Origin of the sequence: Rhizobium sp. ZW T2_16 (assembly GCF_044987325.1) — a bacterium.
Classification (GTDB): Bacteria; Pseudomonadota; Alphaproteobacteria; order Rhizobiales; family Rhizobiaceae; genus Neorhizobium; species Neorhizobium cellulosilyticum.
In genome coordinates this window covers 811,978-833,627 of sequence record NZ_JBJDRG010000001.1, presented here as the reverse complement: position 1 = coordinate 833,627, position 21,650 = coordinate 811,978, and the positions used below count along the sequence as shown (strand labels likewise).

Annotated in this window: 20 protein-coding genes; 13 read left to right on the top strand and 7 right to left on the bottom strand. The window is 59.2% G+C overall.

What is annotated here, in order from left to right:
• Positions 1 to 2 precede the first annotated feature (2 nt).
• Positions 3 to 359, bottom strand: a complete 357-nt coding sequence (locus tag ACI3K0_RS04080) for a YbaN family protein (protein WP_404944956.1) — start codon at positions 357 to 359, stop codon at positions 3 to 5.
• Positions 360 to 548: 189 nt separating this feature from the next.
• Here ACI3K0_RS04080 and galE point away from each other — a divergent pair, with 189 nt between their 5' ends.
• The 7 genes from galE (at position 549) to ACI3K0_RS04045 (ending at position 8,038) form a co-directional block, all read left to right on the top strand.
• Positions 549 to 1,538, top strand: coding sequence for a UDP-glucose 4-epimerase GalE (galE, locus tag ACI3K0_RS04075; protein ID WP_148145854.1), 990 nt, complete (start codon positions 549 to 551; stop codon positions 1,536 to 1,538).
• Between the two features lie 13 nt (positions 1,539 to 1,551).
• A complete protein-coding gene (locus tag ACI3K0_RS04070) occupies positions 1,552 to 1,947 on the top strand; it encodes a VOC family protein (protein ID WP_183821164.1) in 396 nt (131 codons plus the stop codon).
• A gap of 12 nt (positions 1,948 to 1,959) precedes the next feature.
• Complete coding sequence (ung, locus tag ACI3K0_RS04065; RefSeq protein ID WP_148145852.1) at positions 1,960 to 2,652, top strand: uracil-DNA glycosylase; 693 nt, start codon at positions 1,960 to 1,962, stop codon at positions 2,650 to 2,652.
• A gap of 145 nt (positions 2,653 to 2,797) precedes the next feature.
• Positions 2,798 to 3,727 (top strand): ring-cleaving dioxygenase, encoded by a 930-nt coding sequence (locus tag ACI3K0_RS04060; protein WP_206822971.1) that lies wholly within the window; start codon positions 2,798 to 2,800, stop codon positions 3,725 to 3,727.
• Between the two features lie 54 nt (positions 3,728 to 3,781).
• On the top strand, positions 3,782 to 4,402 hold the full coding sequence (locus tag ACI3K0_RS04055; RefSeq protein WP_206822969.1) for an alpha/beta hydrolase: 621 nt from the start codon (positions 3,782 to 3,784) through the stop codon (positions 4,400 to 4,402).
• Between the two features lie 88 nt (positions 4,403 to 4,490).
• The gene (locus ACI3K0_RS04050) at positions 4,491 to 5,915 is read left to right on the top strand and encodes an aldehyde dehydrogenase family protein (RefSeq protein ID WP_404944955.1); all 1,425 of its coding nucleotides are present in this window, start codon (positions 4,491 to 4,493) and stop codon (positions 5,913 to 5,915) included.
• A 206-nt stretch (positions 5,916 to 6,121) separates the two neighbouring features.
• Positions 6,122 to 8,038, top strand: a complete 1,917-nt coding sequence (locus ACI3K0_RS04045; protein WP_404944954.1) for a diguanylate cyclase — start codon at positions 6,122 to 6,124, stop codon at positions 8,036 to 8,038.
• Between the two features lie 111 nt (positions 8,039 to 8,149).
• Here ACI3K0_RS04045 and ACI3K0_RS04040 read toward each other — a convergent pair whose 3' ends face one another.
• Positions 8,150 to 8,719 (bottom strand): transglycosylase SLT domain-containing protein, encoded by a 570-nt coding sequence (locus ACI3K0_RS04040; protein ID WP_148145949.1) that lies wholly within the window; start codon positions 8,717 to 8,719, stop codon positions 8,150 to 8,152.
• A 214-nt stretch (positions 8,720 to 8,933) separates the two neighbouring features.
• Between ACI3K0_RS04040 and ACI3K0_RS04035 the strand changes: the two genes are divergently transcribed.
• Together ACI3K0_RS04035 and ACI3K0_RS04030 are read left to right on the top strand one after the other, a co-directional pair.
• Positions 8,934 to 10,259 carry a DUF3422 family protein gene (locus tag ACI3K0_RS04035; RefSeq protein WP_404944953.1) on the top strand — a complete coding sequence of 442 codons (1,326 nt, stop codon included), beginning with the start codon at positions 8,934 to 8,936 and terminating at the stop codon, positions 10,257 to 10,259.
• Positions 10,260 to 10,440: 181 nt separating this feature from the next.
• Positions 10,441 to 10,671, top strand: a complete 231-nt coding sequence (locus ACI3K0_RS04030; protein WP_183821171.1) for a hypothetical protein — start codon at positions 10,441 to 10,443, stop codon at positions 10,669 to 10,671.
• A gap of 70 nt (positions 10,672 to 10,741) precedes the next feature.
• Here ACI3K0_RS04030 and ACI3K0_RS04025 read toward each other — a convergent pair whose 3' ends face one another.
• On the bottom strand, positions 10,742 to 11,629 hold the full coding sequence (locus tag ACI3K0_RS04025) for a DMT family transporter (RefSeq protein ID WP_404944952.1): 888 nt from the start codon (positions 11,627 to 11,629) through the stop codon (positions 10,742 to 10,744).
• 273 nt (positions 11,630 to 11,902) lie between these two features.
• Between ACI3K0_RS04025 and ACI3K0_RS04020 the strand changes: the two genes are divergently transcribed.
• From ACI3K0_RS04020 to ACI3K0_RS04005, 4 genes are all read left to right on the top strand, one after another.
• Positions 11,903 to 13,201, top strand: coding sequence for an adenylosuccinate synthase (locus ACI3K0_RS04020; RefSeq protein ID WP_148145843.1), 1,299 nt, complete (start codon positions 11,903 to 11,905; stop codon positions 13,199 to 13,201).
• 58 nt (positions 13,202 to 13,259) lie between these two features.
• Positions 13,260 to 15,572, top strand: a complete 2,313-nt coding sequence (locus ACI3K0_RS04015) for a hypothetical protein (RefSeq protein ID WP_404944951.1) — start codon at positions 13,260 to 13,262, stop codon at positions 15,570 to 15,572.
• 151 nt (positions 15,573 to 15,723) lie between these two features.
• Complete coding sequence (locus tag ACI3K0_RS04010; protein ID WP_404944950.1) at positions 15,724 to 16,167, top strand: DUF2946 family protein; 444 nt, start codon at positions 15,724 to 15,726, stop codon at positions 16,165 to 16,167.
• Positions 16,168 to 16,282: 115 nt separating this feature from the next.
• Positions 16,283 to 17,692 carry a PepSY-associated TM helix domain-containing protein gene (locus ACI3K0_RS04005; RefSeq protein ID WP_404944949.1) on the top strand — a complete coding sequence of 470 codons (1,410 nt, stop codon included), beginning with the start codon at positions 16,283 to 16,285 and terminating at the stop codon, positions 17,690 to 17,692.
• 79 nt (positions 17,693 to 17,771) lie between these two features.
• On the opposite strand, the gene ACI3K0_RS04000 is transcribed toward ACI3K0_RS04005, so the two are convergent.
• From ACI3K0_RS04000 to ACI3K0_RS03985, 4 genes are all read right to left on the bottom strand, one after another.
• Positions 17,772 to 18,827 carry a 2,3-butanediol dehydrogenase gene (locus ACI3K0_RS04000; RefSeq protein ID WP_206822955.1) on the bottom strand — a complete coding sequence of 352 codons (1,056 nt, stop codon included), beginning with the start codon at positions 18,825 to 18,827 and terminating at the stop codon, positions 17,772 to 17,774.
• Positions 18,828 to 19,022: 195 nt separating this feature from the next.
• Positions 19,023 to 19,925, bottom strand: a complete 903-nt coding sequence (rpoH, locus tag ACI3K0_RS03995; RefSeq protein WP_148145838.1) for an RNA polymerase sigma factor RpoH — start codon at positions 19,923 to 19,925, stop codon at positions 19,023 to 19,025.
• Between the two features lie 196 nt (positions 19,926 to 20,121).
• Entirely contained in the window at positions 20,122 to 20,907 is a 786-nt protein-coding gene (locus ACI3K0_RS03990; RefSeq protein ID WP_404944948.1) for a class I SAM-dependent methyltransferase, read from the bottom strand.
• A 363-nt stretch (positions 20,908 to 21,270) separates the two neighbouring features.
• A complete protein-coding gene (locus ACI3K0_RS03985) occupies positions 21,271 to 21,576 on the bottom strand; it encodes a DUF1127 domain-containing protein (protein WP_404944947.1) in 306 nt (101 codons plus the stop codon).
• Positions 21,577 to 21,650: the final 74 nt, after the last annotated feature.

Sequence of the window (21,650 nt, the reverse complement as noted above, 5' to 3'; positions counted from 1 at the left end):
TTTTAGGCGCTCGGCCTTGTGATCATAAAAAACGCGGGGCCGATCATAAGGGCTGCGACGAGTATGGCCAGCCATGCCGAAGGGTGGGAGCCAAACCAGAAACCGGCATAACTCAGAGCCATGAGCGAGATCGCCGTGATTTTCGCGCGCCGTGAAATCGCGCCGCGCTCACGCCAGTTTTTCAGCGGCGGGCCGAATGTGTTGTGGTTCATCAGCCAGGCCTCAAGCTTCGGCGAGGAGCGCGCGAAACAGGCGACGGCCAGCAACAGAAAAGGCGTCGTCGGCAAAACGGGCAGAAATGCACCGACCACGCCGAGTGCCACAAAGAACCAGCCGAGACAAAGAAAGACGTAACGCATGAAGGGCCTATGGCGAAAACCTGAACAGGATAGACAAGTTTGCTTGCCGCGTCCTCATGTAAAGAGGTCAACTCGGCCCGACAAGATCGCACCGCAATTTTTAGCTGCTGTGCATGTGCAGCATGCGCCCTTCCCATTTGATCCCGGGGAGCTATATTGCCGCCGGCTTCAACAACCTTTGAGGACATGATGTCGAAGAAGAAAGTGCTTGTGGTGGGCGGTGCCGGTTATATCGGCTCCCATACGTGTCTGGTACTGGCTGAAAGAGGTTACGAGCCCGTCGTTTTCGACAATCTCTCGAATGGACACGCGGAATTCGTCCGCTGGGGCGAGCTCGAACAGGGCGATATCCGTGACCATGCGCGACTGGATGAAGTGTTTGCAAAACACAAGCCCGAAGCGGTTCTGCATTTCGCGGCTCTCATCGAAGTAGGGGAATCGGTCAAGAACCCGGTCGGTTTCTACGACAACAACGTGGTCGGCGCGCTGACGCTGATGTCGGCTGCGATTCAGGCCGGTGTGAAGGCCTTCGTCTTCTCCTCCACCTGCGCGACCTATGGTCTGCCGGTTCAGGTGCCGATGGACGAGAGCCATGGCCAAGCGCCGATCAACCCCTATGGCCGCACGAAGTACATTATCGAGCAGGCGTTGAAGGATTACGGCCAGTATATGGACCTGAAATCGGTCATGCTGCGATATTTCAATGCCGCAGGCGCTGATTTCGAGGGCCGGATCGGTGAGTGGCATACGCCGGAAACCCATGCGATCCCGCTCGCCATCGAAGCAGCCCTCGGCCGTCGTCAGGGCTTTAAGGTGTTCGGCGACGATTACGACACGCGCGATGGCACCTGTGTGCGCGACTATATCCATGTTCTCGACCTCGCCGATGCGCATGTGCGCGCCGTCGACTATCTGCTGGCTGGTGGCGACATGGTTGAGCTCAACTTGGGCACCGGCACCGGCACGACAGTGAAAGAGCTGCTTGCGGCAATTTCGGACGTTTCCGGCAAGCCGTTCCCGGTGGAGTATGTCGGCCGTCGCGAGGGCGATTCCACCTCGCTCGTAGCCAATAACGACAAGGCGCGCGAAGTCCTGGGCTGGGAGCCGCAATATACGCTCAACGACATTATCAAATCAGCCTGGGACTGGCATAAGCGCTCGAACCACGTGATGAGTTAAGGAAAACATAGCCATGGCCAAGATGGTCCATTCGATGATCCGTGTTCTAGAAGAGACGCGGTCAGTCGATTTCTATGACAAGGCCTTTGGTCTGAAAGTCGCCAGCCGCGTGCCCTTCGACGGCTTCACGCTGATCTATCTCTCGAACCCGGAAACCGGGTTCGAGCTGGAGCTGACCGTCAATGCAGGGCGCGAGCAAGCCTATGATCTCGGAAACGGTTACGGCCATCTGGCCGTGACGGTCGAGGATATCGAGGCCGAATATACGCGCTTCACTGATCTGAGCCTCACCGTCGGCAAGCTCGTCGAGATGCCGCATGAGGGCAAGCCGTTTGCGCGCTTCTTCTTCGTAACAGATCCGGATGGCTACAAGACGGAAGTCATCCAGCGTGGCGGACGTTTCCAGTAAAGGGTGAATGGCATGGCTGAAGGTGAGATCAAGCTGGAAGAGAGCTGGAAATTCGCTCTGGAGGGCGAGTTCGCAGACCCGTACATGGCTGATCTCAAACGTTTTCTCGTCTCCGAAAAACAGGCGGGAAAACGAATCTTCCCAAAGGGTTCCGAGTATTTTCGCGCGCTAGACCTTACCCCGCTCGATGAGGTGAAGGTGGTCATTCTCGGTCAGGACCCGTATCACGGGTTTGGCCAGGCGCATGGTTTGTGCTTTTCGGTGCAGCCGGGGGTGAAGACGCCGCCTTCGCTCGTCAATATCTACAAGGAAATGCAGGCCGATCTCGGCATTCCGCCGGCAAAACATGGCTTCCTCGAAAGCTGGGCCGAACAGGGCGTGCTTCTCCTGAACAGCGTACTTACCGTGGAGGAAGGCAAGGCGGCCGCCCATCAGGGCCAGGGCTGGGAAAAATTCACCGATGCCGTCATTCGCACGGTGAACGACGAATGCGACGGGATCGTCTTCATTCTCTGGGGTTCCTACGCGCAGAAGAAAGCGTCCTTCGTCGATCAGGAGCGGCATCTGGTGTTGAAATCCGCGCATCCATCGCCGCTTTCTGCCCATAACGGCTTTCTCGGCTCGCGCCCGTTTTCCAAGACCAACGAGTATCTGCAGTCGATCGGTAAGGATCCTGTCGATTGGCAATTGCCAGAAACCGTCTGATCAGTGAACGGTACGCATTCTTCGTCAACGATAAGCGAACAATCCGTTCGGATGTGTTTATCTATCCAATCTGCGTCTGATCGACCAAATATCACCCCATGAACAGCGGGCCGCGAGGCGGCTCCACAGGAACAAGGGGTTTGATATGATTACCCAGATCAGGGGCCTGCACCACGTCACGTCGATGGCCGCGAGTGCCTCCACCAACAATAAATTCTTCACCGACACGCTCGGCCTGCGCCGGGTCAAGAAGACCGTCAATTTCGACGCGCCGGATGTCTATCATCTCTACTACGGGGACGAAGTCGGCACACCGGGTTCGGTGATGACTTACTTTCCCTTCCCGCATATCGCACAGGGACGTCCCGGCACCGGCGAAGTGGGTACGACCGTGTTTTCCGTGCCTGAAGGTTCTCTCGGTTACTGGACCGATCGGCTGACCAAGGCTGGTGCCGATGGGTTGAAGGCCGATGATGCTTTCGGTGAGAAGCGACTGCATTTTGCCGGCCCCGATGGCGACGGTTTTGCGCTTGTCGAAGTCAGGGATGACAATCGTGCGCCCTGGATCGGCAATGGTGTCGGTGCAGAGGAGGCAATCCGTGGGTTCCACTCCGCCTCGATGCGTCTTCGTGATGATGGCTCAACGGCCGAGCTTCTGAAGTTCATGGGCTATGAGCAGGTCGATGCCAGGGATGGCGTTACCCGCTTCGGCGTTCCGGGCGGCAATGGTGCCGACTTCATCGACGTCGAGACGATGCCGAATATTTCGAGCGCGCGTCTCGGGGCCGGTTCGGTGCATCACATCGCCTTTGCCGTCGACAACCGCGAAAAGCAGCTCGAAGTCCGCAAGGCTCTGATGGATACCGGTTATCAGGTCACCCCGGTAATCGACCGGGATTATTTCTGGGCGATCTACTTCCGCACGCCGGGTGGCGTGCTGTTCGAGATCGCCACCAACGAGCCGGGCTTCGACCGCGATGAAGACACCGCGCATCTCGGCGAAGCTCTGAAGCTGCCGACCCAGCACGAGCATCTGCGCAAGGCGCTCGAAGAACATCTGGAACCGATTGCCTAAGATTATTTCAGGGCAGGGCGTTTGCGTCCTGCCACCGTCATTCAGGAGATTTCAATGGGTTACGACAGCTATCTGCATCGGGTGCGCCCCGGTGCGCCCGGATCGCCGATCCTGTTCGTCTTTCACGGTACGGGCGGCGACGAAAACCAGTTCTTCGATTTCGGTAGCCGCCTTCTGCCTGGCGCTACTGTGGTCTCGCCGCGCGGCGACGTTTCCGAACATGGTGCTGCGCGCTTTTTCCGGCGCAAGGCTGAAGGTGTCTATGACTGCGACGACCTGGCGCGTGCCACGGAGCGGATGGGCGACTTCATTACCGCCAATCGCGAGCGTTACGAGTCCTCAACCGTGCTTGGCCTCGGCTTCTCCAACGGCGCGAACATCCTCGCCAACATTATGATCGAGAAACCCGGCCTTATCGAAGCCGGTGTGCTGATGCATCCGCTGATCCCGTTCCAGCCGGCCGAGCGCAAAGTGGCAGAAAAGGCGCATGTTCTGATTACGGCTGGCGAGCGTGATCCGATCTGCCCGGTGCCCGCAACACTTGAGCTCGGCGAATATTTCAAGCGGCAGGGCGATGCTGTGACGTTCGAATGGCACGCAGGCGGCCATGAGATCCGGCCGAACGAGATCGAGGCGATCAAGGCATTCCTCGCTCCCTATGGCGGACAGGCCTGATATTTCAAAGTCTGCTCTCCGGGCTTGCGGAAGCGCATGGTGTTGGCCGATAGTGCCTTCTTCATAGCGCGCAAGCCCGGAGGACGGCATGAGCAATCACCTGAAATTCTTCATCAATGGCGAATGGGTGGAGCCGGTGGTCCCCGTCGCACTCGATGTCATCGATCCCTCGACGGAAGAGCCCTTCACGCAGATCGCACTCGGCTCCAAGGCCGATGTCGACAAGGCTGTCGCTGCTGCCAAAGCTGCGTTTCCGGTATTTTCGAGATGGACGCAGAGCGAGCGGCTTACGCTCTTGAAACGAATTCTCTGGGAATATGAAAAACGTGCCGAGGATATCGCCCAGGCAGTCAGCCGCGAGATGGGCGCGCCGATTGCGTTCGCTCGCAATTCCCAAGTCGCAGCCGGCCATGGCCATCTGAGTGCAACGATCACTGCGCTCGAAACCTACAAGTTCACCGAGGATCGCGGTACGACGCGTATCGTCAAGGAACCTATCGGCGTCGTGGCGCTGATTACGCCATGGAACTGGCCGCTCAACCAGATTACCTGCAAGGTCGGTCCGGCGATTGCCACCGGCTGCACGATGGTGCTCAAACCCTCCGAGATCGCACCGATCTCCGGCGTTATCTTCGCCGAGGTGATGGAGGCGGCGGGGGTGCCGAAGGGCGTGTTCAACATGGTCAATGGTACCGGCCCGGATGTGGGGCAGGTGATGGCGGGCCATCCGGATGTCGACATGGTGTCCTTCACCGGCTCGACGCGTGCCGGCATCATTGTGGCGAAGACGGCCGCCGACACTGTCAAGCGCGTGGCGCAGGAACTTGGCGGCAAGTCCGCAAACATCATTCTGCCTGATGCTGATCTCAAACAGGCCGTGGCCGATGGGGTCTCCGGTTGTTTCGGCAATTCCGGCCAGTCCTGCGATGCGCCGACGCGCATGCTGGTGCCGCGTGCCTGGCATGAAGAGGCGCTCAACGTTGCACGAGAGGCTGCCGAGAAGCTGGTCACCGGCGATCCTCAAGCTGAGGGAACTGATCTTGGTCCGGTTGTCAGCAAGGTGCAGTTCGACAAGATTCAGCGTCTGATCGAGGCAGGTATTTCGGAAGGCGCTACGCTGGTCACCGGCGGTCCGGGGCGACCGGAGAACCTGAACCGCGGCTATTATATTCGCCCGACCGTGTTCGGTAACGTCAACAATAACATGACGATCGCGCGGGAAGAGATTTTCGGTCCGGTTCTGTCGATCCTGCCTTATGACGGCGAGGAAGAGGCAATCGAGATCGCCAACGATACGCCCTATGGTCTTGCCGCCTATGTGCAGGGCGAGCCGGAACATGCGAGGAAGATCGCGCCGTACTTGAGGGCCGGGTCGGTTTATCTGAATTATCCCGATTGGGATCTGTTTTCTTCCTTCGGCGGCTACAAGCAGTCCGGCAACGGGCGCGAATATGCCGACTGGGGCATTCACGACTTCCTCGAGATCAAGAGCGTCGTCGGTTACGGCAATTGAAGGCTGCTGTCCGCGGGCGGCTTTGCCGCTCGCGGGGATATTCTCGCCGGGTCCGGCGCTCAGGCCGATAAAACTGAGTAAGTTTCTGTTAACTCTGGTTAAAGCTTTTCCCTCCGGCGTCGATCTCCGCTAATCCAACCTTATGGGGGAAACCGTACAATGGGTCGGACAGAAGCCAGCATGATGCTGGTGCGAGGGTTGAAGATTTGAACAGTCTCTGGGTTGGATTGCTTGCGAATATGGCGGTGGTGGCGCTGGTCATATCGCTCTGGTCCAACATTCGCCTGCCGGTTTTCGGTCAGAAAGAATCCATTCGGGGATGGGCTTTCGGTATCCTGTTCGGCCTTGGGGCGATCAGCCTGATGTTGATCCCGTTCCAGCTCGGCTCAGGTTTCTTTATCGATCTGAGGATGACGATGATCGGGACCTCTGCGTTTATCGGTGGGCCTCTTGCGGGTATCGTGACCACGATCATAGCGGCGGCTTTCCGCGTTTATCTTGGTGGAGCAGGGGCTACGATCGGACTGGTCGGAATAGCATTCGCCTGCGCTGCCGGACTTGTCGGTTGGCGTTTGAAGACGAAGGATGCGCCGTCTCTCAAGGCGAGCGTGCTGTTTTCACTGGTAATGGCGATTGGCGCGATGGCGCCGGGTTTTGTCTACGCCCTCTATCAGGATATCGATACCGGCCCTCAGATTCGTTTGCCTTACATGACGCTTGTTTTCGTGGCGACCTTGATGGCTTGTGTCGCGCTTGCCAACGAGATCAGGCGGCGGGAGACGGAGGCGCGAAATCACATGTACCGCCATGTCATCAACAGCCTGCCGGAGGCGCTGAACGTGAAGGATCGTGAAGGCCGGTTCATCATGGCGAACCCGGCCACCGCCACCCTGATGCAGGCGGAGAATGCCGATGCTCTGATCGGAAAGACAGACTTCGATTTCTTCTGCCAGGAAGTGGCCGCAGCTTTTCGTGCCGACGAGGAAAAGGCGTTGAAGGCTGGAACCGCGATAGTCGAAGAGCAGATGCTTGCCCGAATGGATGGCAGCCGGTCTTATCTTTCCACGCTCAAGGCCCCGTTCACCGACATTGATGGTAATATCATCGGGCTCATCACCCATAGCCGCGATACGACCGACAAGAAGCTGCTTGAGGCAGCCCTTACACAGAGCGACAGGCGTGCTGCCGAAGCTCTGTCCAGCATTTCCGATGGTCTCGTGATGTTCGACAAGGATCTCACGCTCGTCTTTTGTAATGAGCGCTACCGGGCAATGTTTTCCGTTACCGCCGATCTGCGCGTTCCCGGCACGCCGGCAGCCGCCATTCTTTATGCTTCGATTGCTCGCGGCGAACTCGTCGGGATACCTCAGGAGCAGGTCGCGCAGTGGGTGGATATCGCGCTTGGCCGGTTGAAACAGGGCGGCACTGTTCAGTTTCCGCTTGCCGACGGACGCTGGATCGAATCCCGTACGCGTCCGACGCCGGAAGGGGCCTGTTTCGTCATCTGCTCCGACATTACGGCCGCCAAACAGCATGAACTGGAGCTGCAGAACCTGAATGACAGGCTTTCCGTGCTTGCCGAGACCGATAGTCTGACCGGGCTTTTGAACCGCCGCGCTTTCGATGCGGTGATGGCCGAGGAGCTCGATCGGGTTGCGCGTGGCGAAGGATCGCTCGCACTTCTGATGATCGATGTCGATTACTTCAAACGCTTCAACGATACCTATGGCCATGGAGCGGGCGATTCCTGCCTCAAGACAGTCGCCGATTGCCTGAGAGCGGCAGCCCGCCGGACCAGTGACCGGGCCGCCCGTTATGGTGGAGAGGAACTCGCACTGGTTCTGCCGGATATCGATGAAGCGGCGGCACTGAAGATTGCGGAGGAGTTCTGCGAGCGATTGAGAGGGCTGCGCATTCCTCATACGGGAAGCGACAAGGGTATCGTGACTGTCAGCATCGGTGTTGCCACGCTTGGGTCTGGTTCAGGGCCGACGGATGCAGTGCGCCTCATTGCTCGCGCTGACGAGGCGCTTTACACGGCAAAGCGTGATGGGCGGGATGGTGTCAGGATCTGGGAACCCAGCCGGCCGCGCATCGTCCATTCCGATAATGCGCGGTCCTGATTATCTTCGGATGTGAGGCAGGTGTTGCGAGAAAGAGCGGGCTGCCCTTTCTCCAGATACGCCGTCGTGTGATCGAAGGGTTCGCAAGCCCGTTTGGCTCCGCCTTCATGCTCAGTATCCGCAACCCTTCAACTGTGCTGCGTAACGTGCTGCCATTCCTGCCGATTTCTGAGCGGTCTGCCTCAGGCTGCCGCTAAAATTGCCGCGGTCATATCCCGCATGTCCGGCGTAGTAGGCGAGGTAAAGATTGTAAGCGTCGTTTCGGGCAACGCCGTTCCGTGCCGCAGTCTGGTTATGATACCAGGCAACGAAACGGATCGCATCGCCGAAGTCATTGCGGCGAGCTGCCCAGCGACCGGTGGCACGCTGATAGGTGGCCCAGGTGCCATCGAGGGCTTGCGCGTAACCATAGGCCGATGATGCCCGCTTGCCGGGGATGAAGCCGAGGAACCATTTGCGGGGCGGACGGGCATTGGCCCGGAAGCTTGATTCGACGTAGATCGTCGCCATCAGGATCGGTACGGGCACGCCGTATTCGCGCTCTGCGGCACGCGCTTGTCGCTCCCAATTGTTGAAGAAACCGTCGCGCTGCTCGAAAATCGCGCAGGCGTTGCTAATCCTGCTGGGTGCGCTGGCGCAGCCGGCGAGAGTGAGGAGCGCGATGAAAAACGCAATACGCATCGCAGAAACACGGGTCATGCCCGATAGATGACTCTTAAGATTTAATGAAAAGTTTAAGGATCGCATGTTCCCCGAAGTTGTGAGCAGCATGGTCCTTGCAAGGATGCTTTGAACAGCGGATTCTGCGGCAAAGCGCCACGTCGTGCAGTCACGCGCATTTGATAATAGTCAAGCATGAAGGTGGGTTTTGAAAAGCCCGATTGGGGAAGCATGCATGTCCAAGCGCAGTTTTTCGTTTCCGGTCGCTGATGTAAGAGCGCGAGCGCTCGGTGAAATCCATGCGCGACCCTACACGCTGCTGCCGCTACCACGGGTTATCTTCCAACTGGCGTTCCTTACGGAAGCCAATCTGTCCGCAGACCACTCCATCCTTGCTGAGCTTTCTCTGGGGCAGGGCGTGCCTGCACCGTCTCCCGATACCAGCCACCACACGATGAGTTGGGGCAGCGGCACGCTGCGCTGGGAACGACATACGGAATTTTCGACCTATTTCTGGGACACGCCTGCGCCGGCGACATTCGGAGGCGAAATTGCGGTCAACCCGTTCGGCGCGAGCTTTGCCGCGCCTGGTCCGTTTATTTCCGGTGTCCGTATCGAGGTTCGGCCTGCGGGCGACGATATGTCGGATATTACCTCCCGTTTCGATCCGACGAGCCTCTGCCAGAGTATGGTGGCCGACAATCAGGCAACGCTGATCACCGATTTCCGGCAGGATGGCGATGGGCTGACGAAGTTTTTAGTGCTTGATCATGGCATGACCGATGCTGCGCGTGGCATGCTCGTCCAGCGTATTCTCGATATTGAGACCTATCGCACGCTGGCGATGATGGGATTGCCGATGGCGCAGAGCCTTTCACCGGAAATCAGGCAGTTCGAGGCCCGGTTTACCGCAATCACGCAACGCATGAAGCAGCATGCGCGTGACGAGGCGGACGAGATGCTTGTGGAAATCACCACGCTTGCGGCGGAGCTGGAAGCCAATGCCGCGCTCAGCCTTTACCGGTTCGGCGCAAGCCGCGCCTATAACGACATCGTTCTCGACCGTGTGGGCATGTTGGCGGAAAAGGCTCTGCCCGGCAGTGAGACGCTGGGCGCCTTTCTCCATCGCCGTCTGGCGCCGGCCATGCGAACCTGCCAGTCGGTCGAAGAGCGGCAAATGAACCTGTCCCGCAAGCTGACCCGTGCTACGGCGCTGCTGCGTAGCTGGATCGATGTCGATCTGCAAAAGTTCAATACCGAGATACTTGCTTCGATGGACAAGCGGTCGCATCTGCAATTGCGTCTGCAGCAAACCGTCGAAGGTCTGTCGGTTGCTGCAATTTCCTATTATGTGATCGGGCTGGTCGGTTATCTTGCGAAGTCGTTGCACTATGTCGGGCTGGCGATCATGCCGGAGGTACTGACCGGGGCTTCCGTGCCTATCGTTGTGATAGCGATATGGCTGCTCGTTCGACGTATCCGCAACAGGCATGATGACGATGGTGGCCGCAAGCTCAACTGGCGTCAACGTCGTGCGGATGGGCGTGATGCCGAAAAATGACCGGTTGCCTATTTTGTTTTCTGCCTGACGGGTGATCTTTCCTGTGCCAAGCCGGGAAAAAGAGCCATTTCAGTAAAATTGCATCTTTCCATTTAAGTCCGCCGAAAAGTTGTCCCGCCTAAAGTCGTGCCAGAACGAAACGCGATGGCCAGAGAGCCGTCCGTAAAACAGGGTTCAGGCAATGATCAGGAAGCTTATTATTTCGGCGGCTGTTCTGGCCGCACTTATCCACGGCAAGGAAGCCAGTGCTGCTGGCCCAGGCGGCTTTGCACGCGAACTTGCATCCGTTGTCGTCAAACAGGCCGAAGTGGACCATGCGATTACCGACGTGGATGTCTATTTCGACATGTTTGGCTCAGATGAAGCCAAGTCGATAGCCGTGCAGGATTGCTTCGACTGCATCGACATCTAGTACTCGCGGATGGTCGGCGCTGATTGTCAGCGGGTGTTGCGCCTGTCTCTATTTCGACATTTGCCGGACCTCAGGTGAGGGCCGGCTTTCCGCGTTCGGCTATGGCTATGCCGCCAAGCGCCAGGACCAGCGCAATGACATGGAACAGCTGTAACTGCTCGCCGAGAAGCATGACCGAGAGAAGCGTACCGAAGACGGGCACGAGATTGATGAACAGCCCGGCGCGGTTGGCGCCAATGTCCGTCACGCCTCTGATATAGAGGACCTGAGCCACGAGTGAGGCAAATACGGCCGTGTAGAGCGCCACCATCCAGCCCGTCATATCCGGCCAGATCATGCCGCCACTCGAATATTCCCAGCCTGCGAGCGGAATGCTGAAGACAAGCGCAAATAGCGCCGGCACTGCCATCAGGCTTTTCCAGCTGATCGGCGGGCGCCATCTGAGCGCAATCGTGTACAAGGCGTAAGCGGCGATCGCTATGATCATGATCGCGTCACCGAAGTTGACCGTCAGGGTGACGAGCGTGGCGAAATCCCCGTGAGCTGCAGTCAACAGACTACCGATTGCGGTCAGGCTGAAACCGACGATCTGGAGCCAGGACACTTTCGTTCTGAACAACGCGAAATTCAGGATGAAGATGAGGACGGGAATCAGCGTCTGCTCGACTGTGACGTTGATCGCGCTTGTATAGGTTACGGCTGTGTAGAGCACCGCGTTGAAGACGACATAGCCCACGATGCCGAGGAAGCCGAGAACGGGAATATTCGCGCGGATCACCGGCCAGTCCCGGCGCAAATCCTTCAGCGAGATAGCGAAGATGATGACGACGGCAAAGAACCAGCGCCAGAAGGTCAGCATCATCGGGCTGATATGGCCGATCGCAAGCTTGCCTGCGACTGCATTGCCGCCCCAGCATAGCGTGGCGATGACGAGAAACAGATAGGCTTGGCGATGCACGTTGCCTCCTAGACACGCCGCCCTGCCGACGCCAGTATGCTCTTACGATTTGGCAAATAGCGTGCGGTTTTGGCCTTTGTCACGCAAAAACCTTGTCGCAGTCACAAACAGGTCGCTTTCCTCACGCCAAGGCATTATAGATGCGCGCGTTTGTGGAGCCGTTGGCCGTGACCGACCGGCTTCGAGAAAAAGAACTTGTGTAAGGCTCGCTGTCGATCGAGGTCATAGACCGGCATCGTCGAGCGGGTTTCGTCCAAAGGGCAGGAAGCAGATATGACGAACTGTGTCGTAGTGGGTTCGCAATGGGGTGATGAGGGCAAGGGCAAAATTGTCGACTGGCTCTCGGAGCGCGCCGACATCGTTGTGCGTTACCAGGGTGGCCATAATGCCGGCCATACGCTCGTCATCGATGGCGTCAGCTACAAGCTGTCGCTCCTGCCTTCCGGCGTCGTTCGTCCAGGCAAGATGGCTGTCATCGGTAATGGCGTCGTCGTCGATCCGCATGCGCTGATTGCCGAAATGGGCCGGCTTGCTGCCCAGGGTGTGACCGTAACACCCGAAAACCTGCGAATCGCTGAAAATGCCACGCTGATCCTGTCGCTCCATCGCGAGCTTGACGGTATGCGTGAAGATGCGGCCTCCAACAGCGGCACCAAGATCGGCACGACCCGTCGCGGCATCGGCCCGGCATACGAAGACAAGGTCGGCCGCCGCGCCATCCGCGTCATGGATCTGGCCGACCGCGATGCGCTGGAAGCCAAGGTCGAGCGTATCCTCACCCATCACAATGCCCTGCGTCGTGGTTTCGGTGCTCCGGAAGTCGAGCACAAGGACATCATGGAGGAACTGACCTCCATCGCCGATACGGTCCTGCCGTTCATGGACAGCGTCTGGCAGTTGCTGGACAAGGAGCGCCGCAAGGGTTCACGCATCCTGTTCGAGGGTGCGCAGGGCTCGCTGCTCGATATCGACCACGGTACCTATCCGTTTGTCACCTCGTCCAATACCGTTGCTGGCCAGGCCGCTGCCGGTTCCGGCATGGGCCCGGGTTCGCTCGGTTATATCCTCGGCATCACCAAGGCTTACACGACACGCGTCGGCGAAGGCCCGTTCCCAACGGAACTGACGGACGAAATCGGACAGTTTCTTGGGGAAAAAGGTCATGAATTCGGCACCGTGACGGGCCGCAAGCGCCGTTGCGGCTGGTTCGATGCTGCTCTTGTGCGCCAGTCGGTTGCAACCAACGGCATTACCGGCATCGCGCTGACCAAGCTCGACGTTCTCGATGGTCTCGAAGAGCTGAAGATCTGCGTCGGCTACATGCTTGACGGCCAGAAAATCGATTATTTGCCGGCTTCGCAGGCCGCTCAGGCGCGTGTCGAGCCGATCTACATCACGCTCGAAGGCTGGAAGGAATCGACGGTCGGCGCCCGCACCTGGGCCGAGCTTCCTGCCCAGGCGATCAAGTATGTGCGCCAGGTCGAAGAGCTTATCGGCGCCCCGGTTGCACTGTTGTCCACAAGCCCGGAACGCGACGACACGATACTTGTGACCGACCCGTTTGAAGATTAATGTCAAGAATTGATTATCCATTCGGCCGGCCGATGCCGGCTACCATGAGAAAGTGCTGATGGCTGATTTTGTAGCGGTGATCCGCCGCGCTGTTGACGGTTTGGCGACCAACACGCCCGAGGCGCGCACGCGGGTTTATGAAAAGGCCCGCGGTGCCGTCCAGCGCCAGCTTGAGAACATGAAGCCTCGTCCGCCGGAGGAAATGCTGCGGCGGCAGATGGACAAGCTGGAAGCGGCCATCATCGAGGTCGAGACCGAGCATGAGGAAGCGCTTCCGGCTGAGCCGGACGTAGCTGTCGCTCCTGCGCCGGTGCCTTATGAGGCGCCGGAACCGGTCGAGGAGTATGCCGAAGAGCCCGCAGCAGCCGCGGAACAACAGCACGCGGACGAGCTTGCCGCTTCGCATTCTCTTGCCGAACCCTATAGGGAAGAGGAACCTGCCGAGGCAGAAACCGTAGCCGAACCATATCGCGAGCCGGAAACGCATTGGGAAGAAGCGCCACATTCCGAGGCCGCAGCGAAATCGGCAGAGCACGACTGGCGGGAAGCCGCCGAAGAGCCTGTGGCCGAGCGTTACGGCGATTGGCGTGACGACGTTCCCGAGGAAAAGGCCGAATATCCGCAGCAGGTCGCTGTCGAGGAGACGACCTATAGTCCTGAAGCCGATTCGCGCGAGGAAGCCTCTCCATTCGCCGAAGAACGCCATGAAACGCATTCCTTTGCGGAACGTGACTCTGCTTCCGCTGAATGGCAGGTAGAACCGCAGGCGCCGACGCAGGATTACGTCGCACCGGAAACCGTATCTGCGGACCACACGACATGGGCCGCCCCGGAACGGGAGCCGGTTCACCAGGCCGAAGAACCTCGTGCAGACTCGGCGTGGAACGAGGTCGACGACCTTACCCGCCATCTCGATGCCGGACATCGCAGCGCGCCGGTTGCCGCCCATTTCGGGGAGGAGATGCATGTCTCCGCCGAGCCGGTCCGCATGCCGCCAGCGACAGATATGCCGCAGACATCCCGGCCGGCGGACGAAGTCGACGAAGACCCGTTCGCAGCCTATGTGAACGCGCAGCCTTCCGCGCCCGTGGAGCAGCCGAAACAGGCTCAGGCACAGCCGCAGTCGCAGCAGGATGAGCAGCGTGACCCGTGGAGCGATCTGGAAGATCTGATCGGCTACACGAAGGATGCACCTTCTTCGGAGCAGAAGCCGCAAAAGGCGGCCGATGAAGATGATTTCAGCGATCTGCTGTCGCCGCCGGCCAAGCCCTATCGGGTGACGCCGGTTCGCAAGCGCAACTATGCCGGCATGATTCTCGGGCTTCTCGGCCTCATCATCATCGGCGGTGGCGCTTATGGTGCCTGGATGTATCGCGACAAGCTCAACGACATGGTTGGCGGTCTGATGCCGTCGGGCTCCAGCACGACCGAAACGGCTCAGCAAACGCCTGCTGCCAGCGCGCCGGCAAATTCCGGTACTGCCGCACAGCCGCCCGCTGCCCAGCCGCAGCCGAGCGCATCAACGCCTGCGCAACCACAGACGACCACGCCGCCGCCGGCTGACGGTTCGTCGACCGCGACGAAGTTCACGCAGAGGCTTCTCGAAAACGGAAGCGAAGTCGATGCAGGCCCGGGTGATGCGGGTAGCCTCGCGCAAAATGCCGAGGGACAGTCTGTTGCCCAGTTGAATGCGCCGCCGGCCGATCCCGCACCTGCAGCACCTTCGACCACCGGTACGGCAACTCCTCCTGCCGGAACTGCGGCACCGGCAACGCCCGGCGCGTCGGCGACCGAAGTGCCTGCTGCTGCCGGCGAGAAGATGTTCCTTTACGAGGAGCGTATCGGGCAATCCGCGCCAACAGCTATCGAAGGTAGTGTCTCCTGGTCTCTCCAGCGTGAGCCGGGCCAGAATGGGGGACCGGCGGAACCCGTGGTCCAGGGCCGTATCACAATTCCGGGTCGTGGTCTGACAGCCCTTCTGACCGTCAAGAAGAACAGCGATTCGTCCCTGCCGGCGAGCCATCTGATCGAGATCGTCTTCGCAGTCCCACCGGACTTTGAAGGCGGTGCCATCGACAGCGTTCTGCGGATTGCGATGAAGCAGACCGAGCAGGATCGTGGAAACGCACTGGTTGCGGTTCCGGCGAAGATCACCGACGATTTCCACATGATCGCGCTCAATGACTTCCCGGATGCGCAGAGGACCAACCTTGAACTCCTGAGATCACGAAACTGGATCGACATCCCGCTTGCCTATCGCAACGGTCGCCGCGCTCTGCTGACCCTGCAGAAGGGACCTGATGGCGTGAAGGCTTTCGACGAGGCGATCCGCGAGTGGAGCCAGAACACGAGTGGTCAGACCGGCCAGTAAGTGTCGCTCAATGAAATCCAAAGGCCCGCGGGTTTGAAAACCTTGCGGGCCTTTTTTCTTTTTATGGGTTGCGGGCCGGCCAAATGTCGCGCGGCGATATGCGCTAATGTCGCATTGACAATCATCAGCTTCGCGGTGATGAGGTTCAGCCATGCGCTTCCTTCGGAAACTTATCAGAGACGGATTTTGCGGCGGCCCGCTGGCCGCTCTGATCGGCGTGCTGATGGCGCTGCAAGCCCTGATCGGAGGCTTCGGCACCGGTGCGATGGCATTTGCCTCCCCCGCGGAAATGGTTATCTGTTCCACCGAGAGTGCCGACGGTCATTCGCAGCATGCGGTTGATCCGCATGCCGGCCATGGCGGGATGCATGGTTCGGGTGAGCCGAAAAACGCCAAACATGCCAAGGATTGCTGTCTGACCGCCTGCCAGGTGGCGGCTGCGGTCCATGTCGGTATTCCGTCCAAGGCGCCGGCACCGGTCGGGCGCATCGCGATCGACGCGGCGACGCTTGTTTCCGTAGTCGAGGCGTCCGTCACCCCGCGGAAGCTCGGCCTTAGCGGCGATGCAAGAGGCCCGCCGATCCTTCCAGTCTGACGTCACGTTTCCCGCCGGTTTCTACCGGCTGTCGTCCTATTGGAGATCATCATGACCTTTTCCCGGATAGTTCTTCCGGCGTCGCTGTGCGCAGCGTCCTTTTTGGGAGGCGCATATGCAGGCTGAGCCCGCGCAACCGTCCTTTGCCGCCATCAGGCAGTTCATCACGCGCCTTCACTTCTATGTCGGCCTGTTCGTCGGGCCTTTCCTGCTTGTTGCTGCGGTAACCGGCACGCTTTACGTGCTCACGCCGCAGATCGAGAGCATGCTTTACAGCGATCAGCTAGTCGCGCGCACTGCCGGCCCCGAGCATCCGCTGTCGGAGCAGATCGCGGCGGCAAGGGCATCGATCGGAGAGGCGCCGCGGCTGTTTGCCGTGAGGCCCGCGACCGCGCCTGGGCTGACAACGCGGGTGATGTTCACCCAGCCTGATCTGGGGGAATCCGAAACCCGCACTGTGTTCGTCGATCCGGCATCGCTGGCGGTTCAGGGCGAGTTGATCACCTATGGTACGAGCGGCATCCTGCCGTTACGCATCACGCTCGATTACCTGCATCGCAACCTGCTGCTCGGTGATATCGGACGGCATTACAGCGAGCTTGCCGCATCCTGGTTGTGGTTCTCGATCCTCGGGGGCCTGCTGCTGTGGTATTGGCAGCGAAGCGTGGCGCGTCCCAAGGCTGCCAAGGTCAGTGGCTGGCAGCGTTCGCGCAGGCTCCATACGCTGATCGGCCTGTGGACGGCGCTGGGCCTGCTGTTTCTCTCCGCAACCGGGCTTACCTGGTCGCGCTGGGCGGGTGGCAATATCGATACGTTCCGCAACGAAGTCGGCTGGATCACGCCGGCCATCACCACGGCGCTCAATCCGCAGGCGGAAGAGCCGGTTCTGGGCGAGCATGCGGCGCACGGCATGGGTGCGGCGGTCGAGACGGCACCGCCGGTTTCCGAAGCGGATATGGTTGCCCGTTTTGATCGAGTGGTCAGCTCAGCTCGCGCAGTCGGTATCGATTCGCCGATGATCGAGATCCGGCCGCCGCGCACCGTTGGCCAGGCATTCCGTGTCAGCGAGTATGATCGCAGCTGGCCGACGCAGGTGGATACGATCGCCGTCGATCCCTCCAATTTCAACGTCACGAGCCGGGCGGATTTCGAAGCGTTTCCGATCGTCGCCAAGCTGATCCGTTGGGGGATCGATGCCCATATGGGCGTGCTGTTCGGTGTTGCCAATCAGCTCTTGATGGCGGTGCTCGGCCTCGCGCTGACAGCGATGATCATCTACGGCTACCGCATGTGGTGGCTGCGCCGTCCCGCGCCCGGCGCATCGGCACGAACGCTGATCCGCAGCTTTTCCTACCTGCCGCCCGTCGCCAAGATCACGGCGCTTGCGGTGGCTCTTGTCTTCGGTATCGCCCTGCCGGTGATGGGTGTCAGCCTGCTGGTCTTCCTGTTGATCGATTTCTTCCGTGCGGCGCTTGCGGAGATGATGGCGGCCGAACGGCGCAACATGCCGCCGGGCATGCGCTGAGGCGAAGAGCTGCAACAAAAAAACAAGCCCGCGGTGATCGCCGCGGGCTTGTCGTTTATCTAAGCGATTTTGGGACCGATCAATCGGGGGAGCGAACCAGAATCTTGATCTGGCTCTTTTCCGCAACCAGCGTATCGAACCCTTGGGCAACGATATCGTCCAGTTCGATGCGCTTGGTCACCAGTTTCTCGGCGGAGAAATAGCCCTGGACCATGAGGTTCATGACGGCCGGGAAGACGTCGCGATAGGCGATCGTGCCCTTCAGGCTCTTTTCCTTCAGGACCACCGTGTTGGGCTGGAAGGGGGCTTCCTTTTCCCAGATCGAGACGATGACCGTCTCGCCCTCATAGCGGGTCGCGTCGATGCATTGCTGAAGGACGGCAGGCACGCCGGTGACTTCGAACGTGACATCAACGCCGCCGGGCGTCAGTTCGCGGATCCGCTGGGCTGCGTTTTCCTTGGACGGGTCGATTATGCTGGTGGCGCCGAGTTCGATCGCCTTGGCGCCACGCTGCGGAGAAAGCTCGACGACATGGATGGCGGAAGCGCCTGCCACCTTCAGGGCTTCGACCACGAGCAAGCCGATCGGGCCGGCGCCGAAGACGGCTGCGGTGCCGCCAGCCTTTAGGCTGGAAATGCGCACGGCATGCAGGGCGACCGCTGCCGGCTCGACGAGAGCGCCCTGTTCGTAAGACAGCCCCTCGGGCATCTTGTGGACCCAGCGCTCGCCCACCGTCGTGTAGCCGGCAAAACCGCCGCCGCCACCGGAAAGGCCGTGGAAGCCGAGATTGTCGCAGAGATTGTATTTGCCGTGGAAGCAGGCATCACACTTGCCGCAGGCGAGGATCGGCTCGACCACGACGCGGTCGCCCGGCTTGACGCGCTCGACACCTTCGCCGATTTCGGACACTTCGCCGGAGAATTCGTGGCCCATGATGATCGGGGCGACGTCGTGGCTGACCGGATGCGGAGCCTTGACCGGCACGAAGATCGGGCCTGCCACATATTCATGCAGGTCGCTGCCGCAGATGCCGGCCCATTTGACCTTGATCTTCACCTGTCCTGCTGCGGGCTTCGGCTCGCTGACTTCCTCGACGCGAATATCCTTGGCGCTGTACCAGCGTGCTGCTTTCATTGCTTATTCTCCTCTAGGCTCTGACTTGCGCAGTCAGTCGGTTCTATCGGGGAAGCATGCGGAACTTGATGCACGACAGCGTGAGGGAAACTCGAAACCTGGTCAAAGTGTCGCAGCTTTGAGACAGGTGCGGATACAAAAAAGCCGCAACCATTTGGCCGCGGCTTTTCTAAATTAGTCTTTATTTTTGGATGATTAGGCGTCGACCACGCGCAGGGCCTGGGCCTGTGCGAGGGCTTCCTTCTGAACGGCGTCCTGCACCTTTTCGAAGGCACGGACTTCGATCTGGCGGACGCGCTCGCGGCTGATGTCGAATTCCGACGACAGCTCTTCCAGCGTGATCGGATCCTCGGTCAGGCGGCGGGCCTCGAAGATGCGGCGTTCACGATCGTTCAGCACGCTCAACGCCTTCGCCAGCATCCGGCGGCGCGTGTCCAGCTCGTCCTGCTCGATCAGCACGTCTTCCTGGCTGTCCGAGTCATCCACCAGCCAATCCTGCCACTGGCCGGCTTCGCCCTCGGAGGCGCGGATAGGCGCGTTCAGCGATGCGTCGCCGGAAAGCCGGCGGTTCATCGAGATGACTTCTTCCTCGGATACATTCAGCTTGGTGGCGATCTCTGCGACCTGATCAGGCTTCAGATCGCCTTCATCAATCGCCTGAATCTTGCCCTTGAGGCGGCGCAGGTTGAAGAACAGGCGCTTCTGGTTGGCGGTAGTGCCCATCTTCACCAGCGACCACGAGCGCAGGATGTATTCCTGGATCGAGGCCTTGATCCACCACATGGCGTAGGTGGCAAGGCGGAAGCCGCGTTCAGCGTCGAATTTCTTCACGGCCTGCATCAGGCCGACATTGCCCTCGGAGACCACTTCGCCGATCGGCAGGCCGTAGCCGCGATAACCCATGGCGATCTTTGCCACGAGACGAAGGTGGCTGGTCACCAGCTTGTGGGCGGCATCACGGTCACCATGCTCGGCGTAACGCTTCGCAAGCATGTATTCCTGCTGGGGCTCCAGCATGGGGAACTTGCGGATTTCGTCGAGATAACGATTGAGGCCGGCTTCCCCGGCGGTAATGGAAGGCAAAGTATTGCGGGCCATAAAGCACCCCTTTCCAAACGTTGTCGGCTCCCTCAGACGTCTATTGTCCCTGCTTGAAGGCGAACCGAATATGGCGCGGATCGTTCCCGATCCCGCACCAATGCAGGTATCAAGTAAGTACGGCGGAACAGTGATTCAAGATATCACGAAGGCGTTATATCATTACGTTTTGGTAATGCTTCTGCGCCTTTTCGGGTCACCGATAGACCCGTTCCGAAAGGGCTCTCATTCCTGACCTGACCATCATTTCATAGACCATGCGGCGGGCTATCGGATTGTGCAATCTTACTGCCTTGGAGCCGAGGAAGTCGGTTTCGACGTGATCGAAGGCGCGAAGGTCGGCGGCATCATCGATGATGCGGCGATAGAAATCGTGAAACTGCTTGCGGCACACATAGGTCTTGTACTTGGTCATGCAGAAGGTTGCGAGTTCGTGCTGTCGTTCCCGCAGAAAGTCGGTCACGCCGACGGTCACTTCCGGCCATGCCGGATTGAACGTGTCGTCGAACGCGATGATTCCGTGCGGAGCGAGCGTGCTGAGCGCCAGCATGCTGTCAGCGCTCACATGATGCAGCATATGTCCGCCGTCAATGCTGAAGAAGCGCGTATGGCCGATCTTGCCGACGATCTCGTCTGGCTGAAGCTGCGTGCTATCGCCGCTGATGACCAGATCCTGATCCACCGGCAGGTTCAGCCTCTCTCCATTGTCGATGAAACGCCGATATTGCGTATCCGTTTCTCCCGCCTTCTGCTCTATGTCGAACAGGTCGATCGCGAGGATCTTTTCGGTGCTGCCGCAGACTTTTTTGAAGAGAAAGTAAGAGCGTCCGTAAAACACGCCGATCTCGGCAATGCCGCCGCTCAAGCCATGTGCGCTTTGCGCCTGCAGCAAGGCCATGAAAACAAGCGCATCGGGCGGATCGATATAGCCCTCGACGGTTTGCAGGTCCTTGAAGATGAATTTCCGGATATCTCCGTTCATATCGCTGGTCCTCTACCGTTCGTAGGGCTGCCCCGGTGAGGCGAATGTGATAAGGAAAGTCGATGCGGACGGATGATCTATGAAGTCCTGATTTCCCTGATGTTCTTGCTGCTCTGCAGCAAAAATGATTGACTCTGGTCTTTATTGCCTGTTTTCAAGGAATCTTCCTCGGTCTAGGCATTCCAAATAAGTACATTATTTTCATAAATTGGAAATGTATTATTTTAATATTGTGTTTATGCAGTTGTTTCAGCCGCTGGTTGCTTTTATCTCTCTGGATACATCGAATTCGGCCGTGCATCGATTTTCAGATGCACGGCCGCCCAATCGGTGGGTGGTTTGGTTGGCATGAACGTATCCGGGCTAGAGGCAGCATTTTTCCACATCATGTGCGCTGCTTCGGCGATAGCGGCTATAGCCGCCCCAGGCCTGGCAGCGGGAAAGGCCGATATCCTTGAGCTGTTCGTCATTCAGGTCCATCAGCGCAAATGCGGTGCGGCGCCGATTGAGCCATGCGGCGATCCTGCCAATGGGATTGGTGAAGAGGTTTTCCTTCTTCGCCGACTCCGATGAGACGCTTGTATTGCCGTCCGCGTCGGGCGGCAGATCGAAGGCATAGTCTATCGGTTCCGGTGCGCGGCCAAAGGCCGCCCGGTTTTCATTCTTCATGATATCCTCCTGGGGTGTCGGCCTTATCTTTTCTGGCCGGGAAGGGGCGGCTGTTCAGCCGCTCCCGTTATTGC

Coding starts and splice junctions, on each gene's coding strand:
- ACI3K0_RS04035 (WP_404944953.1), top strand. CDS start 8,934: ATGTCCAAGCGCAGTTTTTCGTTTCCGGTCGCTGATGTAAGAGCGCGA.
- ACI3K0_RS04030 (WP_183821171.1), top strand. CDS start 10,441: ATGATCAGGAAGCTTATTATTTCGGCGGCTGTTCTGGCCGCACTTATC.
- ACI3K0_RS04060 (WP_206822971.1), top strand. CDS start 2,798: ATGATTACCCAGATCAGGGGCCTGCACCACGTCACGTCGATGGCCGCG.
- ACI3K0_RS04055 (WP_206822969.1), top strand. CDS start 3,782: ATGGGTTACGACAGCTATCTGCATCGGGTGCGCCCCGGTGCGCCCGGA.
- ACI3K0_RS04005 (WP_404944949.1), top strand. CDS start 16,283: ATGCAGGCTGAGCCCGCGCAACCGTCCTTTGCCGCCATCAGGCAGTTC.
- ACI3K0_RS03985 (WP_404944947.1), bottom strand. CDS start 21,576: ATGAAGAATGAAAACCGGGCGGCCTTTGGCCGCGCACCGGAACCGATA.
- ACI3K0_RS04040 (WP_148145949.1), bottom strand. CDS start 8,719: ATGCGTATTGCGTTTTTCATCGCGCTCCTCACTCTCGCCGGCTGCGCC.
- ACI3K0_RS04020 (WP_148145843.1), top strand. CDS start 11,903: ATGACGAACTGTGTCGTAGTGGGTTCGCAATGGGGTGATGAGGGCAAG.
- ACI3K0_RS04080 (WP_404944956.1), bottom strand. CDS start 359: ATGCGTTACGTCTTTCTTTGTCTCGGCTGGTTCTTTGTGGCACTCGGC.
- ACI3K0_RS04010 (WP_404944950.1), top strand. CDS start 15,724: ATGCGCTTCCTTCGGAAACTTATCAGAGACGGATTTTGCGGCGGCCCG.
- ACI3K0_RS04070 (WP_183821164.1), top strand. CDS start 1,552: ATGGCCAAGATGGTCCATTCGATGATCCGTGTTCTAGAAGAGACGCGG.
- ACI3K0_RS04000 (WP_206822955.1), bottom strand. CDS start 18,827: ATGAAAGCAGCACGCTGGTACAGCGCCAAGGATATTCGCGTCGAGGAA.
- ung (WP_148145852.1), top strand. CDS start 1,960: ATGGCTGAAGGTGAGATCAAGCTGGAAGAGAGCTGGAAATTCGCTCTG.
- ACI3K0_RS03990 (WP_404944948.1), bottom strand. CDS start 20,907: ATGAACGGAGATATCCGGAAATTCATCTTCAAGGACCTGCAAACCGTC.
- ACI3K0_RS04015 (WP_404944951.1), top strand. CDS start 13,260: ATGGCTGATTTTGTAGCGGTGATCCGCCGCGCTGTTGACGGTTTGGCG.
- ACI3K0_RS04050 (WP_404944955.1), top strand. CDS start 4,491: ATGAGCAATCACCTGAAATTCTTCATCAATGGCGAATGGGTGGAGCCG.
- rpoH (WP_148145838.1), bottom strand. CDS start 19,925: ATGGCCCGCAATACTTTGCCTTCCATTACCGCCGGGGAAGCCGGCCTC.
- galE (WP_148145854.1), top strand. CDS start 549: ATGTCGAAGAAGAAAGTGCTTGTGGTGGGCGGTGCCGGTTATATCGGC.